16 protein-coding genes are annotated in these 15,427 nt (G+C 58.8%); 9 read left to right on the forward strand and 7 right to left on the reverse strand.

Annotated features, from left to right (window positions below; translation table 11 throughout):
* Window positions 1-141: 141 nt before the first annotated feature.
* A complete protein-coding gene (locus ACVWXE_RS13060) occupies window positions 142-810 on the forward strand; it encodes a cofactor assembly of complex C subunit B (RefSeq protein ID WP_457490511.1) in 669 nt (222 codons plus the stop codon).
* Window positions 811-883: 73 nt separating this feature from the next.
* Here the strand turns inward: ACVWXE_RS13060 and bchI are convergent, their stop codons facing one another.
* A complete protein-coding gene (bchI, locus tag ACVWXE_RS13065; protein WP_457490518.1) occupies window positions 884-1,942 on the reverse strand; it encodes a magnesium chelatase ATPase subunit I in 1,059 nt (352 codons plus the stop codon).
* A gap of 388 nt (window positions 1,943-2,330) precedes the next feature.
* Between bchI and ACVWXE_RS13070 the strand changes: the two genes are divergently transcribed.
* On the forward strand, window positions 2,331-2,675 hold the full coding sequence (locus tag ACVWXE_RS13070; protein ID WP_414331953.1) for a DUF4168 domain-containing protein: 345 nt from the start codon (window positions 2,331-2,333) through the stop codon (window positions 2,673-2,675).
* A gap of 75 nt (window positions 2,676-2,750) precedes the next feature.
* Window positions 2,751-3,290 (forward strand): DUF3611 family protein, encoded by a 540-nt coding sequence (locus ACVWXE_RS13075; protein ID WP_414332564.1) that lies wholly within the window; start codon window positions 2,751-2,753, stop codon window positions 3,288-3,290.
* A 338-nt stretch (window positions 3,291-3,628) separates the two neighbouring features.
* Here ACVWXE_RS13075 and ACVWXE_RS13080 read toward each other — a convergent pair whose 3' ends face one another.
* Together ACVWXE_RS13080 and psaK are read right to left on the reverse strand one after the other, a co-directional pair.
* Window positions 3,629-3,766, reverse strand: a complete 138-nt coding sequence (locus tag ACVWXE_RS13080; RefSeq protein WP_414332566.1) for a photosystem II reaction center protein K — start codon at window positions 3,764-3,766, stop codon at window positions 3,629-3,631.
* Window positions 3,767-4,002: 236 nt separating this feature from the next.
* Window positions 4,003-4,248, reverse strand: a complete 246-nt coding sequence (psaK, locus tag ACVWXE_RS13085) for a photosystem I reaction center subunit PsaK (RefSeq protein ID WP_011431775.1) — start codon at window positions 4,246-4,248, stop codon at window positions 4,003-4,005.
* A 357-nt stretch (window positions 4,249-4,605) separates the two neighbouring features.
* On the opposite strand from psaK, the gene ACVWXE_RS13090 reads away from it, so the two are divergent.
* From ACVWXE_RS13090 to ACVWXE_RS13100, 3 genes are all read left to right on the forward strand, one after another.
* Window positions 4,606-5,577, forward strand: coding sequence for a fatty acid desaturase (locus tag ACVWXE_RS13090; RefSeq protein WP_457490512.1), 972 nt, complete (start codon window positions 4,606-4,608; stop codon window positions 5,575-5,577).
* 1 nt (window position 5,578) lies between these two features.
* The gene (locus ACVWXE_RS13095; protein ID WP_457490519.1) at window positions 5,579-6,460 is read left to right on the forward strand and encodes a hypothetical protein; all 882 of its coding nucleotides are present in this window, start codon (window positions 5,579-5,581) and stop codon (window positions 6,458-6,460) included.
* Between the two features lie 70 nt (window positions 6,461-6,530).
* Window positions 6,531-7,400 carry an SDH family Clp fold serine proteinase gene (locus ACVWXE_RS13100; protein WP_414350282.1) on the forward strand — a complete coding sequence of 290 codons (870 nt, stop codon included), beginning with the start codon at window positions 6,531-6,533 and terminating at the stop codon, window positions 7,398-7,400.
* Here ACVWXE_RS13100 and ACVWXE_RS13105 read toward each other — a convergent pair.
* Window positions 7,392-8,084, reverse strand: a complete 693-nt coding sequence (locus tag ACVWXE_RS13105; protein WP_457490513.1) for a J domain-containing protein — start codon at window positions 8,082-8,084, stop codon at window positions 7,392-7,394. The genes ACVWXE_RS13100 and ACVWXE_RS13105 overlap by 9 nt on opposite strands.
* A 79-nt stretch (window positions 8,085-8,163) precedes the next feature.
* Here ACVWXE_RS13105 and ACVWXE_RS13110 point away from each other — a divergent pair, with 79 nt between their 5' ends.
* On the forward strand, window positions 8,164-8,454 hold the full coding sequence (locus ACVWXE_RS13110) for a DUF3082 domain-containing protein (protein WP_414408575.1): 291 nt from the start codon (window positions 8,164-8,166) through the stop codon (window positions 8,452-8,454).
* Window positions 8,455-8,515: 61 nt separating this feature from the next.
* On the opposite strand, the gene sixA is transcribed toward ACVWXE_RS13110, so the two are convergent.
* The 3 genes from sixA to murA form a co-directional block, all read right to left on the reverse strand.
* The gene (gene sixA / locus ACVWXE_RS13115) at window positions 8,516-9,103 is read right to left on the reverse strand and encodes a phosphohistidine phosphatase SixA (protein WP_457490514.1); all 588 of its coding nucleotides are present in this window, start codon (window positions 9,101-9,103) and stop codon (window positions 8,516-8,518) included.
* Window positions 9,104-9,246: 143 nt separating this feature from the next.
* The gene (locus ACVWXE_RS13120) at window positions 9,247-11,382 is read right to left on the reverse strand and encodes a lytic transglycosylase domain-containing protein (RefSeq protein ID WP_457490515.1); all 2,136 of its coding nucleotides are present in this window, start codon (window positions 11,380-11,382) and stop codon (window positions 9,247-9,249) included.
* Window positions 11,383-11,575: 193 nt separating this feature from the next.
* The gene (gene murA / locus ACVWXE_RS13125; RefSeq protein WP_414331363.1) at window positions 11,576-12,892 is read right to left on the reverse strand and encodes a UDP-N-acetylglucosamine 1-carboxyvinyltransferase; all 1,317 of its coding nucleotides are present in this window, start codon (window positions 12,890-12,892) and stop codon (window positions 11,576-11,578) included.
* 345 nt (window positions 12,893-13,237) lie between these two features.
* On the opposite strand from murA, the gene ACVWXE_RS13130 reads away from it, so the two are divergent.
* Both ACVWXE_RS13130 and ACVWXE_RS13135 read left to right on the forward strand, forming a co-directional pair.
* Window positions 13,238-13,891 (forward strand): DUF3386 domain-containing protein, encoded by a 654-nt coding sequence (locus tag ACVWXE_RS13130; protein ID WP_457490516.1) that lies wholly within the window; start codon window positions 13,238-13,240, stop codon window positions 13,889-13,891.
* A 227-nt stretch (window positions 13,892-14,118) separates the two neighbouring features.
* Complete coding sequence (locus ACVWXE_RS13135; protein WP_457490517.1) at window positions 14,119-15,354, forward strand: GNAT family N-acetyltransferase; 1,236 nt, start codon at window positions 14,119-14,121, stop codon at window positions 15,352-15,354.
* The last annotated feature ends 73 nt before the right edge of the window (window positions 15,355-15,427 follow it).

The raw sequence follows: 15,427 nt of genomic DNA on the forward strand, positions 1-15,427 counted from the left end.
CTCCGTCCCGCTAACGCGAATGGAAACAAACAGAATGCTATCGCTGCATAGTTGAACAGTGATGTTCAGCAGTGTTCAGCGTAAATGTATCAGCTTCTCCCTTCTCTCCCGTTACTTCCTCTAGGTTATGCCTAGCCTGCCTTGACGGTTGAACCCACTCCAGCCCCCAGGGATCCCAATCGCTGGGTGAGGCGGCTGCCTCTGGTGACCGGCCTTTTGGGCAGCGCCCTCTTGGTCATCAATCGACTGGCCTTTACGCCGGAATTGCTCACCAGCCAGTCCCGCTCAGATGCCTTGGGGATCCTCCTCAGCGCCGTTTTGATCCTGACCGGCCTGCTGTGGCAGCAGATCCAGCCTCTTCCACCCCAAACGGCCCCCCTGCAGGGGATCCCCGGCTGTGATTGGCATCCCGATCTTTCCGAAAGCGAGAAACTGGAGCTGGCTTGGGCCTCCCATACCCTGCTCAGCACCACCGCCGCCCGCACCGTGGTGATCTGGGTGGGTGGGCGAACCCTCCTGCAACGGGGGATCCTAGCCACCCCCGGCCAGATGCCCTCGATTCAGCCCAAGAGCGTTTTACAGCGGGTCTTGCAGACGGGGCGGCCCGTGTATTTGGTGGATCTCAAGCTGTTCCCGGCCCGCGCCGAGTTCGATGGCCTGTTGCCCCCCGGATCCCAGGCCGTGCTGTGCCAGCCCATCGGCCAGCGAGGGTGCTTGATTTTGGGGAGCGATACCCCACGCAGCTTCAGCCGGCAGGAGCAAGCCTGGATTGCCGCCATTGCCGACAAGTTAGCGGCCCTATTTGGCTGAGGTTCGCCGCTCCCAACTTCCCTTCGCCGGGAGAGGGGCCGGGGGTGAGGGCTAGCAGCGCGGAGTGCTTGGGCTAGGCGGCGCTCTCCAAGCTCACCTGGAACACTTCGCTGAAGGCTTTTTCCACCTTGTAGCCCGAGTCGATGGTCTCCAGAGGATCCTTGCGCAGGCGGTGGCGCAAACACAGGCTGATCACCCGACGGATATCGGCGACGGTGACCTCACTGCGCCCCTCTAGAGCTGCCAGGGCTTTGGCAGCCCGGTTGGTTACAATGTCTCCGCGCAGTCCATCCACCTCCAAAGCCGCGCATACCCCAGAGATCTTCAAGCGCAAGTCGGGATCCACTGCCACGTTGGGCAAAAGATGTTGGGCTTTTTCGATGCGTTCCCGCAGGCGCTGCTGGGAATCGGCATACTTGGCCAAAAAAGCCTGGGGATCGGCGTCGAACTGGCTGCGCTCCTCCACGATCCGCACCCGCAGGGCAGCATCTCGCACCGTTTCGATCTGGACGAACATGCCAAAGCGATCCAGCAGTTGAGGCCGCAATTCCCCCTCTTCCGGGTTGCCGGATCCCACCAGCACAAACCGAGCCGGATGACGAATGGAAATGCCTTCCCGTTCCACGGTGTTCCAGCCTGAGGCCGCCGCGTCCAGCAACACATCCACCAAGTGGTCATCCAGCAAGTTGACTTCATCCACGTAAAGGATGCCTCGATTGGCCTTGGCCAACAGCCCCGGCTCAAAAGCCTTCACCCCCTGAGCTAAGGCCCGCTCAATGTCGAGAGTGCCACACACCCGGTCTTCCGTTGCCCCCAAGGGCAGATCCACCATCGGCACCTGGATCCAAGTGCTTTCCAGCGTTTCCCCTGCTTGGAGCCGTTCCCACACTTGATCGCTCATCAAGTCCCGCTGCCGTGGGTGGCTGTTGAAGGGATCCCCTTTCACCACCTCGATCCGGGGCAGCAGGTCGGCCAAAGCGCGAATGGTGGTGGACTTGCCCGTGCCGCGATCCCCCATGATCAGCACCCCGCCAATGCGCGGGTCGATCACGTTGAGGAGCAAGGCTAATTTCATCTCCTCTTGGCCAACGATGGCCGTAAACGGGAAAACCGGGCGACGTTCCAAGTTCATAGGGGCAATAACCAACAATTCATCCCCATTATCCCAGAGGCCACTCCCTTCTGGGTGTCAGATAGGCTGGAAAGGGACTGGAACTGGAACCTAAAGACCAGTTTTCGGTCAAATGGAAAAGCAAGCTCAGTTGTCAGCGTGGACGACGCCCTGGGCTTACACAGAGAGAAGCAGATAGGATCGAAGCCCGCGGGGTTCATCAGAGTGTTGAACCGGCGTGGGGCCGAAAGCTCACAAAAACCCTAGGCAACCTGAGCAACAGTTGGCGGGTGGGGAGACATCAGCGGTGTCAGGCAAAGCAAGTCGGAGACGGTGGACGGCATTTCCAATCCAAAGCGTGGTCCAAAAAGGGCTGGTGGGCCTGATCTGGGTTTGCACTTGGATCCCTGTGCTCACTGTCTCTCTGGCCGTGGCTCAAACCCCCACCACCTCTGTGGTGTTGAGCGATGAGCAGGTAACAATGTACGCCCGTATCGTCTTGGAGATGGAGCCCCACCGGCAAGAGGCCCAAAAGCGCTCCCAAGCCACAAACGACCCAGCCAGCAAAGATCAAATCCGGCGAGAATTCATCCGCACCGCGACCGAGATCATCACTCGCCACGGTATGACTGTGCCTGACTACAACCGCATTACACTCTTGATCCGCTCCGAAGAGGGCAAAGCTTTGCAACAGCGCATTGAGGCCGAAATTCTCCGCCTGCAAAGCGAGGATCCCCAACCGCCAGTCCGATAAAGGTGACTGGGGCCGGAGAATGAAGATAGGCTGGAAGCGAACGTTGGTGTTCATCCAGGCGAGCGGGGGAAAAAGATGAACGAGCCCATGTCGCCGTCAGTACGGGCGGCTATCGAGCGGATGAAGTCTCGTTTGCGCATGACTCGTCGCTTTGGGTTTTGGTTCCAGGCAATCTTGGGGGCGACGGCGCTGCTGCTGTGGTTTGGCTTTTTAATCGGCCAAAATACCGTCTATCGAGATGACTCGCTGGGGGCTGTCATCGCCTTCTGGTTCACCTTGTTTACATTGCTCACCCTGGCAGCCGGTCTATTTTTCAACTGGCGCTACTTGCTCCACGCGGAGCGCCGCTCAGCTTCTGCTGATGCCCTAAGCCAATTGGATTTGCCCAAGCAGTTGCAGTTGGTCACCTATGTCAGCCTCATTGGGGCCTTCCTTGCTTTGATTGGTATGGAAGCCCAAGTGGGCGAGCTGTTGGCGCGCATGTTTTCCCGCACCCAGGCCAACCAGGTGACAGGAGTGCTGCTGCTGGCCGCCAACATCAACGTGACGTTTGCCCACTTCGTCTGCTTGGCAGGGGTTCTCTGGATTACCGGTGTCCTCGACCGCGAACCCTAGCGCCGGATCCCTGGCCCACCTTTGGGAGTCATGTGGACAGTGGCGAGACGGCTTGTTGTTTTTATAGTCGTTTACAGTCGTTCCAGTTCAGGGCAAGACACCTGAGCTACTGTTCCCGCTAGCGGGACGGAGTCCTTGAAAGGCCTTCTGGCACGGTGCATTTAACGTTTTAGGCGTGGGTGCAGTGTCCTAGTTTGAATCGAAATGACCATAAATGGGCAAAGCAAAGAGCCCCCAACTTGGGAGATAAGCTGGGGGAAGCCCTTTAGGTTTGCTTGAGTTTTCTCCAGACCACCCAGGCCTTTGAGACCTTTGCGACCTCAGTAAAAGCAATGGCTTTACTTAAAGCCCACTGCCGCTTGCCAGACAAAAGCCAGCAGGAAAAACAGAACAGGGATGATCGGCAAAATGTCGATCAGCGGGTCAAACAATTCATAGCCTTCCGGCAAACTGGCCAGGAGCACCATCGCTGACATAGCAACAAACCTCAGGGGAAAATGCGGCTGAAGAAACTGCTTCTTTCAGAATTAAAATAGAGCTTAACATCATCCAGCAGGGATCCCGGCCAAGTTCAAGAAACTTGACATACCCCCCTGCCTACAGGCAAGGGATTCTGGTTCCTGGTTCTGCGACAGCACTTACTGTGTTGGGTTGTCCCTCCACGACAGCGGTGCTTATTTCCCCAGGCGTTCCCTCTTCCGTTCGCGTCAGCCTAAAGAACGCCAATGTTGGAGAGGCCCAAAACGACCCCCACTCCCAACAAATGGCCAAAGCTGGCAACCCCGATGACTTCTGGCCAGGTCATTCCCAGTACCGGCCCAGTCTCTGAGGCCACTCCAGAGGAGGATTTGAAGCTCAAGTAAGCCAGCCCTGTGCAGAGCAGAATGATCACGGCGTTCAGGGGGGACCAGGGGCTGGTTTGAGCGGTCAGAGCCAACAGCGCAACAACAGGCATCATGGTTTCCATCCTCAGCTCAGGTTAACCGACCCTTAGATTACCGCTCCTGCTGGGATCCCCTCGCAATCTGCACATGAATTGCAACAAAACCTCACACTACGGCTTTTCTCTGGCTTCAGGGGCAGTTTGCCGTTGCCGGGATCCTTCAGGAATCCTTGGCCAGGAGAGGAAGGTGCCCCCATGGCTGGGGTTGTGAGGAAAATAAGGCTTGGGCTGAGAAGCTGGGCAGGTCTCTGCCGTATACTAACGAAAGTTAACAAACTTATCTCTTCGATCTCTTTTCGGTGTGATGACTGGGACGCGCTGCCTCGACCCATCCTCTCTGTCTGCACTGTGCGCACCTAAGGATGGCTGCCGATGACTGTTGCTGCTACTGCTGAACCAGCCCAAAAACCTTTCGCATTGCCTCGTGAGCTGTTGGGGCCACCCTCAGAATTTTGGAATCCCACCTTGCTGATGTTTTTGGCTGCGGTGGTGCTTTCGGCCTCTTGCTTTGGCGGGTACGCCTTTTGGCACTGGCCCAAATGGATGGTGTTCTGGCTCAATTTTGTGGCCCTCTATGTTCTGGGCACGGTGATTCACGATGCTTCCCATGGCTCGGCCCACCGCAACCGCTTTCTGAACGAGGCACTCGGACACGGCTCTGCCCTGTTGCAGGGTTTTGTCTATCCCGTCTTCAAGCGGGTACACATGCAGCACCACGCCCACGTCAACCATCCTGAAGACGATCCAGATCACTATGTCTCAACGGGAGGGCCGCTGTGGCTGATCGCGCCGCGGTTTTTCTACCATGAGGTGTTTTTCTTTAAGCGGCAGCTCTGGCGGAAAGGTCGCTGGGATCTGCTGGAGTGGGGCTTGAGTCGGCTGGTGGTTATCCTGACCTTTGGTCTGGCCAGCTACTTCGGCTACACCGACTACATCATGAACTATTGGCTACCCCCTGCCTTTATCATGGGGTTCTTGCTGGGCTTGTTTTTTGACTACCTGCCCCATCGCCCTTTTCAATCCCAAGAGCGGTGGTACAATGCCCGCGTCTATCCCGGATGGCTGACCAACGTTCTGCTGCTGGGGCAAAACTATCACCTGATCCACCATCTCTGGCCTTCTGTTCCCTGGTACAAATACCAAGCAGCCTACTGGGCAGCCAAACCTGAGCTGGACGCGCGCAACTGCCAGCAAACGCTGGGGATCTGGGAGAAGGGAGAGTTTTGGGGCTTTTTGTACGATGCTCTGATCGGTCTGCACTGGCACAAGCCCACTTCAGCTCACCTCGCTGCGCCAGCCAATCCAGAATCGGAGGGATCCCCTGCGGATCCACAGCTTGGCTAGCATGGTTTGGCCAACGCTGCAAGTCCCGCAGGTGCTGCTGTTTGTGGAAGCGGCCAGCCTGTTGCAGGACTCTAGCCAGGTTTTGTTGCAGGCCGGTCGGGCAACGGCAGATTTGCCGGAGTTGATTGCAGAAGCGCAGGCGCGGGCCGAAGTCCAGGTGCAGCTCCTTGGGATCCCCGCAGACTTGCGGGCACAGGTGCGAGGGATCCTCAGGTTGACCTCGCCCCAAGAGGTGCTGGCCTACTTGCAGGACTTGCTGGACAGGGGATCTGGCCCGGATTTGGAAGCCTTTTTGGAGCAGGCGGGATCCGCCTCTACAGTGCTGCGCTTCCCCCCCCTGTTGGTGGGGGCTGTGGCTCTGCAGGTGTTGCTGGAGCGGTTGGACTTTTCTCCAGAAGAGCGGGCTGTGGTGCAAGCCCAACGGGATCAATGGGAACAGGCCCTGGCGGAATTGGCCATCCACCACAGGGTTTCCCCAGAGCCGCTGCAGGCTGCTGCCGAGACGGTGCTGCGGGCGGCTTCAGCAGAGGAGCTGCTGCAACTGGGTCAGGATCTTTTTCAAGATCTCCAAGATCTCGCTGTTGCTGATTCTGAGCCAGAAGCCGAGCCCCAGGTGGAATTGGCGGGGCCTCTGCTGTTCATGATGGTGGCGGATTACCTGCTGGCCCAAACGGAGTATCCGCTGACCCCGGAGCAGCGGCTGGACTTGCAAACCAATCGCGCCGAGGCAGAAACCCGCTACTTGGCCATGCAAAAGTTGGGCCGCATTGAAAACTTGGCGGAGCAGCAGGCTTATATTCGATCTTGGATTGACCAAGCTTCCGTACTGGATTTGCTGCAGGCTTTGGATCGCCTTTTTGCGGCGTCTGAACCCAACTCGTGAGGCCCAGAGATCACCAAAGGTTTGCTATCCCCTATCCTGGAAGCAAAGGGATCCCACTTGAGGTGCGAAAGTGGACTGGGGCAGCCTGTTCTGGATTTTCCTGATCTTCAGCTCTTTGCAACCTCTGCTGAACCGTCGTGCCCAAGAGTTCCGGCGCTTGATGGCCATTCGGGAGTTGGAGCAAAAGCGGGGCAGCCGGGTGATTCTGCTCATTCACCGCCAGGAGTCGATTAGTTTTTTGGGGATCCCGGTTTCCCGCTACATCAGCATCGAGGACTCCGAGCAGGTATTGCGGGCAATTCGCCTCACTCCACCCAATACCCCGATTGATTTGATTTTGCATACCCCCGGTGGCCTGGTGCTGGCTACGGAGCAAATTGCCCGCGCCCTGATCCGCCATCCGGCCAAAGTGACAGTGTTTGTGCCCCACTACGCCATGTCGGGGGGGACGATGCTGGCCCTGGCCGCCGACGAAATCGTCATGGATGCCAATGCAGTCCTGGGGCCGGTGGATCCGCAGTTGGGGGGGTATGCTGCCGCCAGTATTCTGCAGGTGGTGGCGGATAAACCCATTGCCGAAATCGATGACCAAACCTTGATCCTGGCAGATCTGGCCCGCAAAGCGATGCAACAGGTACAGAACTTCGTGCGGGATCTCCTGAAGGACGATGTGCCCAAGCGCAAAATTGCCCCCGAACGCATCGAGCCCCTCATCCAGTACCTAACCAGTGGACAAGTTACCCACGACTACCCGATCACCGCCGAAGAAGCCCAAAGGTTGGGCCTGCCCATTTCTACCGAGTTGCCACCCCAAATCTATGCCCTGATGGACTTGTACCCACAGGCCACCATGGGCCGCCCTTCCGTGCAGTACATCCCCATCCCCTATGATCCTCGCCCCTCTCTGCCCAGAGGGGGATCCCGCTCTGGCTTAGGGTGAACTCTTGGCGTAAGCTTCCATAGCTTCCAAGCGCAGCCCCCCTGCCCGGCGAAACAGCTCTTGTCCGGTGTGCAGATGGCGGTCGTCGAAGTTCAGGGGGAAATACTGCAGCTCCTCTAGAGCGTCCTCTAGGTGGTTGAGGGCGTAGTAGAGGCGAGAAGCCACTCCCCCCAGGCTGCTGGGATTGGGAAGGCGGCCAAAGATCTGCTGAGCTTGGGCCAGTTTCTGGCTACACTCTTCCAAATAGGTGGCGAAGGACTCCAACAGGTCGGGATCAAAGGGATCCGCCGCCAAAGCATGCAACTGAGGCTCTAGGGAAGACAACAAGGGCCCCAACACTCGGTTTAGGGGGGTGTAGACCTGTTGGATCCAGGCTGCGCGGGCGATGGCTTCGTGGCTGACGGTTTCACGGGGGGATCCCGTCGGCTGAGGGCAGGGTGAGGTGCGGCTGGAGTGCAGTTGCCGATCGTATTCGCGGCGAGATTGGGGATCCTTGAGCACCGCGTAGGCAGCGTTGATCTGGCGGATGCGCTCAGAGGTGGCCCGATCTTTTTTGGCCAGCAGGCTGTCGGGATGGTGGTACTTGACCAAACGACGGTAGGCAGACTTGATCTCCTCCGCCGTCGCCGCCACGGAAACGCCCAAAACTTCGTAGTGGGATCCCACTCCCGATCCGCTCTCCATAACCCCTAGGCTTGCCGGAAAGAAACTTCCATATTCTACCTGCAGCCTAGAATAAAGGTGAGTTTTCCGGTGCTGCCCCATGTCTTCTTCTCCACAGGGATCCCCCCATCCTTTCAGTGCCCTCTTGGGGGCCGCCATCGCCGTCAGTTTGGGCTACGGGTTCTTTCAACTGCTGCTCTCGATGTTGGCCAAGTTGCCGCCAATTGAGGTGGAGATTGGATCGTTGGCCCGCGGAATCAGCATTCTGGTGCGCTACCTGCTGGTCGGTTCCGTTTCCCTGATTGCCTTCATGTTTGCCATGGTGGGGTTGGGGCTGGCGGCCTATTGTGTGCAATTGCTGGGAGAGCGGCTGACCTCCTCTCAGCGCTGAACCTAGGGGCACAACCTCTGGCCGACTCGTTGGGCGTTTATCATGATGAGCCAGCTTCTTCTCAGCGCAGCACCACCTTGGGGGAGAGCAACAAAGTCAGGGATCCCTGGCGGTAGTCAATCCGGCCTTCGGCAAAGCGCACTTGGGCTAGGCCCGCTTTTTTGAGGGTGATCGCGTCGGCATGGGCCGGGTTCAGCCCAATGGACGTTTGCACCCACAGGCTCAGATCCGGCTGGTGACCGACCAGAGCCAAAGACGCCAGAGGTTCCCGCTCTGCTTGCCAGCGCACCAGGTCAGCAAAACTGCCCCCCGGAGCCAGCGGCTCAAACACCTCCACAGCTTCGGCCAGGTTCTCGTCCAAAAAGATCTCAGCCGTCTGCCGAGCCCTCACCAAGGGACTGGTGAGCAGGAGATCCCACCTCCAGCCCATGTTCTTGAGCTGGCGGGCAACCTTGCGGCAACGCTTGCGACCTTCGTCTGTAAGGGCCCGAAAGGCATCCTCGACTTCTGGCCGGGGTTCCTCGGCTATGCCATGGCGAATAAAATCCACGGCCAATTCCTGTCGGGCAGTCTGCTTTTCTGCCGCCCCCTGATGGTGCTCCGCGCTGCTAACGCGAACGCTCTCCTGTTGTTCAGACCCAGAGACCATAGAACTCCAAAACTCTGTCCTGCCGGCGCGAACGGCACTGTTAAGTAAACCTTGGAATCACTGTAACTCTCACAGAATACTGTGCTCTGTCGGGGGAAAAGCCCGCTCCCTCTACGGCAGCACTTCCGCGACAAAACCGGAAGTCATGAAGAAGACGAGGGGTTATGCAGTCGCTGGCTGACCAGAGTGCGCCCCTCCTGGGTGTAGAGCTGCCAGTAGTTCCAGTAGTTGCCAAACACGGACTTCACATAGCCCCGGGTTTCGGGGAAGGGGATCTGCTCCACAAACACGTCCGGATCCTCGAAGCCAAAGCGGTTCAGCCATCTGGCCACGTTGCCGGGGCCACCATTGTAGCTGGCCAGGGCCAGCAAGGTGTTGTCTTGATAGGTGCGGTGGGTGTAGTCGAAGTACCAGGATCCCAGGTAGAGATTGTCGGCGGGGTTGGTGAGGCTGTACTGGGCCAGGCCGATCTGCTGGGCAATCCAGCGGCCAGTAGCGGGCATCACCTGCATCAAGCCCAAAGCCCCCGAGGCCGAGACGATCTCTGGCTCAAAGCGGGATTCCTGCCGGATCAAAGCCGCCACCATCAAAGGATTGAGGTTAAATTGCCGTGACCAGTGGGCCAAGCCGGGTTGGGCGTAGGGATCCCCGCTCCAGGAATTGTCGGGGCCCGCATAGTAGTGCAGCGGATAGATGGCCTGCCAGAAATCTTGGCGCTGCCTCAACGTCTCCAGCAGGGGATCCGGCTCTTCGCTGAAGCGCAAAGCAGCCACCTGGTTAATGCCCCGCAGGTGATCTCCGGCGCTGTTGCGCAAAATGCCCGTAACAAAGCGCTCGGCAACGCTCATCTGGCCGGGATCCCGCTGCACCGGAGTTTCGCCCTGCCAGCGTTCCCAGGCCAGTTGGCTGGCTCCCATCAGATGCAGGGTTTGCGTAACTGCAGAGACCCCCGGCAACGGTTGGCGCACCGGCTGAAAATCCACCTCCACTCTTTTGCGCCCGCTGTAGAAATCCCCCACCGGCCAGCCCAGTTGCACTGCCGACCGCCAGCCGTAGTAGGTGTGGGGAAACTGACGCAGCACCTGCCGATAGGTCTGCCGAGCTGCAGCCACATCCCCCTGCTGTTCCCGCCATTTGCCCGCCCAGTAGAGCAGTTGTGCCCCCATTTCTGTATCCCGCTGAGCAGATCCGATCTGTTGGGCCAGGGCGATGGCTTGGCTGAGATTGCCTGCTTGTGCTTGGCTCCAGGCCACTGTCCAGGCGGCATTGGCTGCAGCTTCGCTGGCTGGAAAGCGATCCCAAAGGGCTTGCCGAGTAGCCTGGGCCGATTGGGGGCTGGCGTTGCGATCGTAAAGCTGGCTGAGGCTAAGCAACGCCTCTGGAGCTTCTTTATCTGAGCCGGATCCCACCTGTCGAAGCAAGTCGATCGCCGTCGGCAGGTCGCTCAGTTCCGCCAAACGGCGGCGGGTGAGAGAAGCCTCTGGCCCATCGGGAAACTGTGCCAGCAGCGCTTGGTAAGCCGCTTTGGCCTGGGGAAACTCCCGTGAGATCTGGTGGCTGCGGCCCCAGCGGTAGAGGTTCTGAGAGGTGGCGGGGGCACGCCCATAGGCCCGGGCAGCTTTGCCGTACTCCCGTTGCTCCCAGTAGGCATCGGCGAGGATCTGCCAGTCGGAAGCCGTGAGGGATCCCTCCTGAGCCTGCCGCCAGCGATCCAGCAACGGCGTTAGCCCAGGGGTTTGCGGGTGATGTTGGGCCAAATCCCGCAGCAGGTCATAGCGGTCGGGGTTCAGCTCTAGCAAATGCTTGAGGGCACGTCCAGTCAGCGGGTGGGTGGGAAATTGCTGCCGCAGCCGATCCACCTGGCCCATCCCCCAGAGGGCATAGGCAGCGACAGGGCTGTGGGGATATTCCTGCAAAATCTGGGGCCACCAGATCCCTTGGGCTGTTTCCTTGTCCTGCAACTGTTCATAGGCTTGGGCCCTGAGCTTCCAAATCTCTTCCCTCAGAACCGGCAGGCTCTCTTCCAGCCCCTGCAAATCCTTCAAGGCAGATTGCGCTTGGCCGGCCTGTAGCGCTGCATAGGCTTGCAGAAAGGCCACTGTGGAAGTTTGAGGCAGTTGCGTCGGATCCCTGTCTTCTGGTGCAGAGGCCACTTCTACGGTTTCTGCCCAGGATGAGGTGTAGAAGCCCCAGACAGCTCCACCCAGAGCCGCTCCTGCTGCCAGCACACCGGCAGCCCATCTTGTCCAGCGTCGTTGGTTGCTTGTCAGGATCCCCATGCTTTACCTCCCCACCACCTCTGACCTACGATACTCAACCTGACTGCGTTGAGTCACCAGACAACTCGATACTTGCGAAACGGCTGGAAAGCTCACCCAGCAAGCGGTCGCCGAGCATCGGGGCCAGACGATAAGCAGGGAGAGGAGCAGTTCTTTCCTCAAATCTTCAAATTTCAGACAGCAGTGAAACAGCTCATTTCCCCAATTGCGCTGTCGGGCTTTCACTGCGGTACACCTTGGCCCCGACACTGCGCAGCTTTTCGTCAATGGCTTCATAGCCCCGGTCGATGTAGTGCAATCCGTGGATTGTGGAGCAGCCTTCAGCCGCCAGACCGGCCAACACCAGGGCCGCACCCGCCCGCAGGTCGGTAGCCACCACCGGAGCGCCGGAAAGGGACGGCACCCCTCGGATCAGGGCCACTCGGTTCTTCAGGCGAATATCGGCTCCCATGCGATTCAGCTCGGGAATGTGGTGCATGCGGTTTTCAAACACTGTCTCCTCAATGGTGCAACTGCCCTCGCTCAAGGCGGCCAAAGCCATGATCGGCGCCTGCACATCGGTGGGGAAACCGGGATAGGGCAGCGTTTGAATATCGGTTGCCTGACACAGCCAGCCTGAGCTCAGTTGAGCCGGGGCAATGCGCAGCCGGTTTGGGCCTTCCTCTTCCACCCGCAGCCCCATCGCTTGCAACTTGGCGATCACCGCCCGCAGATGATCGGGAATGACAGGGCCAACCGTGAGGTGAGAGCGGGTAATGGCCCCGGCAATGAGATAGGTGCTGGCCTCGATGCGGTCGGGAATGACCGTGTACTCTGTTCCATGCAAGCGGGGCACCCCTACCACCACAACCGTATTGGTGCCGACACCGCGAATGCGGGCCCCCATGGCTTGACAAAAGCGGGCCAGATCCGCCACCTCCGGCTCTTGGGCGGCGTTCTCGATCACCGTTTCTCCATCCGCCAGCGTAGCGGCCATCATCAAGGTCTCGGTGGCACCGACGCTGGGATAGTCCAGGTAAATTCGGGTTCCCAACAATTTACGGGCATAGGCATGAACCACCCCATGCTCGATTTGGACCGTCGCCCCCAAGGCTTGTAGACCCCGCACATGCAGATCCACGGGACGAGACCCGATCGCACAGCCACCGGGCAGGGGAACTCTGGCCACCCCCAGCCGCGCCAACAGAGGCCCTATGATGAAAAAGCTGGCCCGCAACTGGCTGACCAATTCATAGGGAGCTTGAGAGGTTTTCAGGGAGCTGGCATCCAGGTCGAGGGTATTGCCAACATGGGAAACCTTAACTCCCAGCGTGGCCAGGATCTGTCCCATGCGTTCAATGTCCAGCAGACGCGGCACGTTGTGAATTCGACAGGCCTCAGGAGCCAAGATGGCCCCGGCCATCAGCGCCAAGGCAGAGTTTTTTGCCCCGCCAATAGGGATGTGGCCACTCAGGGTCTGCTTGCCAATGATTTTCAGCACTGGCCCCATCATCTCTGGCGCGGTTGCCATGCCGGTCTGGGGCGGCGTCAGGCCAGGCTCTAGGGGATCCGCCCCGCTGACGCGATTGTCAAAACCTTTCAATCTCCCTCCTCACCCACAAAAAATAGGCGAACCCTTCTCAGAGAATACTCTGGGGATCACAGCAGCGGCTAAACTCGCAAGCCAAGTTGGGTGTGAGGAAGAAGTTCCCATGGCTGTGCTTTTATCCTGCAGCAGCGGACAGGGGAGCGGCTAGGCCAGTTCACCAGATGCAGGTTCTCAGCGAAGGCAACTGGGGGGCAGCCCAACAGCAGGGGGCGGTATGATGGATGCTCAGGGGAAGTGCTTGCAAGGAAAACAGGAAGGAGACAGCCGATGATCGCCACTCAAGTCTCTGCCCAAGAGTTGTTTCGGGCCGCCTATGAAAACCGCTACACCTGGGATCCCGCTTTCCCGGGCTACAGCGCCGAGGTCACCTATTGGGATGGGGAGCGCACATTCGTTGGGCAGGTGCGAGTGGGGGCAGACCTAAAGGCCACCGTTACGGGCGTAGAAGATGAGGAAGCTCGAAAAGCCATTCACAACCAACTCTGGGAGATTGCCATTCACCGGGTGCGCCGCAGCTTCGACGAGACCCATGGGAACAACACCTTCCGTTACGGCCAAACCCTGCCCGATGGCACAGTGGAGATCCTGGTGGGGGGCAAAGCCGAAGGGGATCGCTACCACGTGCGCGATAACCAGGTTACCATGGTGCATCGGCATATCCACGGAGTGGTGGTTACCATCCACACCTTCAGCAGCCACGATACCGGCGAAGGCTATCTTTCCCACCGCTACGATTCCGTCTATCACGATCCCCAAACGGGCCAGCAAAAAGGCGGGCGCAGCCAATTCGAGGATCTGTACACAAAAGTGGGCAAGTATTACATCCTCTCGGAGCGGCGTATCCAGACGGAGACGGAAACCGGCCTTGTGGAGAAGCGCTTCACCTTCAGCAACTTGACCTTGCTGGACACTGGGGCGTGAGCGACCCGGCATTGACCCCAGCAGGGTAGAGGGCCGGCTCTCCCATTCGTCACTGTTGGGCAGCTACCGGGAGGCTGAGTTCACGCCCTTCTTGGCGGCCAAGCCTTTCTCGATAACGGGAAAGCCGATCTGTAGGCTTTCAAGCTTTGTTGCAGAACGATCCTCCCGGTTAGAAAAAGCAAGAGAGCCTGAGCTATGCTTTGAATATTCTCCCGCCTGCGATTGGCATGGACAACACCACAGCAAGACCCGACCCGGATGCCGAAGCCCCCATTGGTGCCCCTGACCTGATCATTCGCCCCGCCCAACTGGGGGATCTGGAGGCTGTGGAAGAGATTTTGGCGCAAGCCTTTGATGAAGAGTACAGCAGCCGCTCGGTGGATATTCGTCGCCAAGTGCGGCGGTTGCGCCAGTGGTATGGGCCCCTGAAAACCCTGACCCTGTTTCCCAATCGCTTCCAGCACATGTTTACGGTGCATGTGGCGGAGCTGAAGGGCAAGATTCAGGGGGTGATTCAGGTTTCTCCCTTCAACCATTCCCGCAGCACCTGGCGGGTCGATCATATCGCAGTGGCGCCCTCTGCCCAGCGACAGGGGGTGGGATCCCGGCTGCTCAAGCACTGCATGGAGCACTTTCGGGAAGCTCGCACCTGGATCCTGGAGGTGAACATCCACAACAAGGGGGCAATGGCGCTCTACCGGCGCAACGGCTTCCAACCCTTGGCTCAGATCACCTACTGGTCGATTCCAGCCGATATTCTGGCAGCTCTCAGCCAGCACGAGCCCAAATTGCCCAACCTGGTGCCGGTGACCAACCGGGATGCCTATGCCATCTACCAACTGGATACGGGATCCATGCCGGCCACTGTGCGCCAGGTGTACGACCGCGAGGTGAACGATTTTCGCACCAACCCACTGGATTGGCTTTTGGAGCAGGCCAAATGCGCCATTAGCCAGACGGAGCGGGTGGAAGTGTGTGTTTACGAGCCCGAACGCAAAACCGCCATCGGCTACTTCAACTTGAAGTTGGATCGCACCGGGCAGCAACCTCATGTGGCCAAGCTTACGGTTCACCCTGCCTACACTTGGCTTTACCCCGAACTCATGGCCAAGATGGCCCAGCTTACTCAGGCTCATCCGCCGCAATCTCTGGCCTTGGCCTCCACCGATTACCAGCCGGAACGGGAGGAGTTCTTGCTCAAGCTGGGAGCCCAGGATGTAGAGCGGACGTTGCTGATGTCGCGTTCGGTGTGGCACAAAATCCGCGAAAGCCGCCTCTTTACCTGGGATAGTGCTTATCTCAACGCGATGCTGCGGGGATTACAGGTGAAGCAGCCGGTGCCGGAGCGGTTTGAGGGGCCGCCGGAGGGCTGGGTAGAGCACCACTTTCATCCCATTAGCCCAACCGAGCCAGATCCCAGCTCTGGTCGCGTCAGCGGTGTGGAGCATGACTCTAGTCAATGATACGCTGGACTATACTGAAAATAATGTACAGTATGTTCAGTATGTCTGCTTGGTATGGCTAGGTATGTAAAAC

Source organism: Thermostichus sp. MS-CIW-41 (assembly GCF_054058915.1).

Coding starts and splice junctions, on each gene's coding strand:
- ACVWXE_RS13090 (WP_457490512.1), top strand. CDS start 4,606: ATGACTGTTGCTGCTACTGCTGAACCAGCCCAAAAACCTTTCGCATTG.
- ACVWXE_RS13105 (WP_457490513.1), bottom strand. CDS start 8,084: ATGGAGAGCGGATCGGGAGTGGGATCCCACTACGAAGTTTTGGGCGTT.
- psaK (WP_011431775.1), bottom strand. CDS start 4,248: ATGATGCCTGTTGTTGCGCTGTTGGCTCTGACCGCTCAAACCAGCCCC.
- ACVWXE_RS13120 (WP_457490515.1), bottom strand. CDS start 11,382: ATGGGGATCCTGACAAGCAACCAACGACGCTGGACAAGATGGGCTGCC.
- bchI (WP_457490518.1), bottom strand. CDS start 1,942: ATGAACTTGGAACGTCGCCCGGTTTTCCCGTTTACGGCCATCGTTGGC.
- ACVWXE_RS13110 (WP_414408575.1), top strand. CDS start 8,164: ATGTCTTCTTCTCCACAGGGATCCCCCCATCCTTTCAGTGCCCTCTTG.
- murA (WP_414331363.1), bottom strand. CDS start 12,892: ATGGCAACCGCGCCAGAGATGATGGGGCCAGTGCTGAAAATCATTGGC.
- ACVWXE_RS13080 (WP_414332566.1), bottom strand. CDS start 3,766: ATGTCAGCGATGGTGCTCCTGGCCAGTTTGCCGGAAGGCTATGAATTG.
- ACVWXE_RS13135 (WP_457490517.1), top strand. CDS start 14,119: ATGGACAACACCACAGCAAGACCCGACCCGGATGCCGAAGCCCCCATT.
- ACVWXE_RS13130 (WP_457490516.1), top strand. CDS start 13,238: ATGATCGCCACTCAAGTCTCTGCCCAAGAGTTGTTTCGGGCCGCCTAT.
- ACVWXE_RS13095 (WP_457490519.1), top strand. CDS start 5,579: ATGGTTTGGCCAACGCTGCAAGTCCCGCAGGTGCTGCTGTTTGTGGAA.
- ACVWXE_RS13075 (WP_414332564.1), top strand. CDS start 2,751: ATGAACGAGCCCATGTCGCCGTCAGTACGGGCGGCTATCGAGCGGATG.
- sixA (WP_457490514.1), bottom strand. CDS start 9,103: ATGGTCTCTGGGTCTGAACAACAGGAGAGCGTTCGCGTTAGCAGCGCG.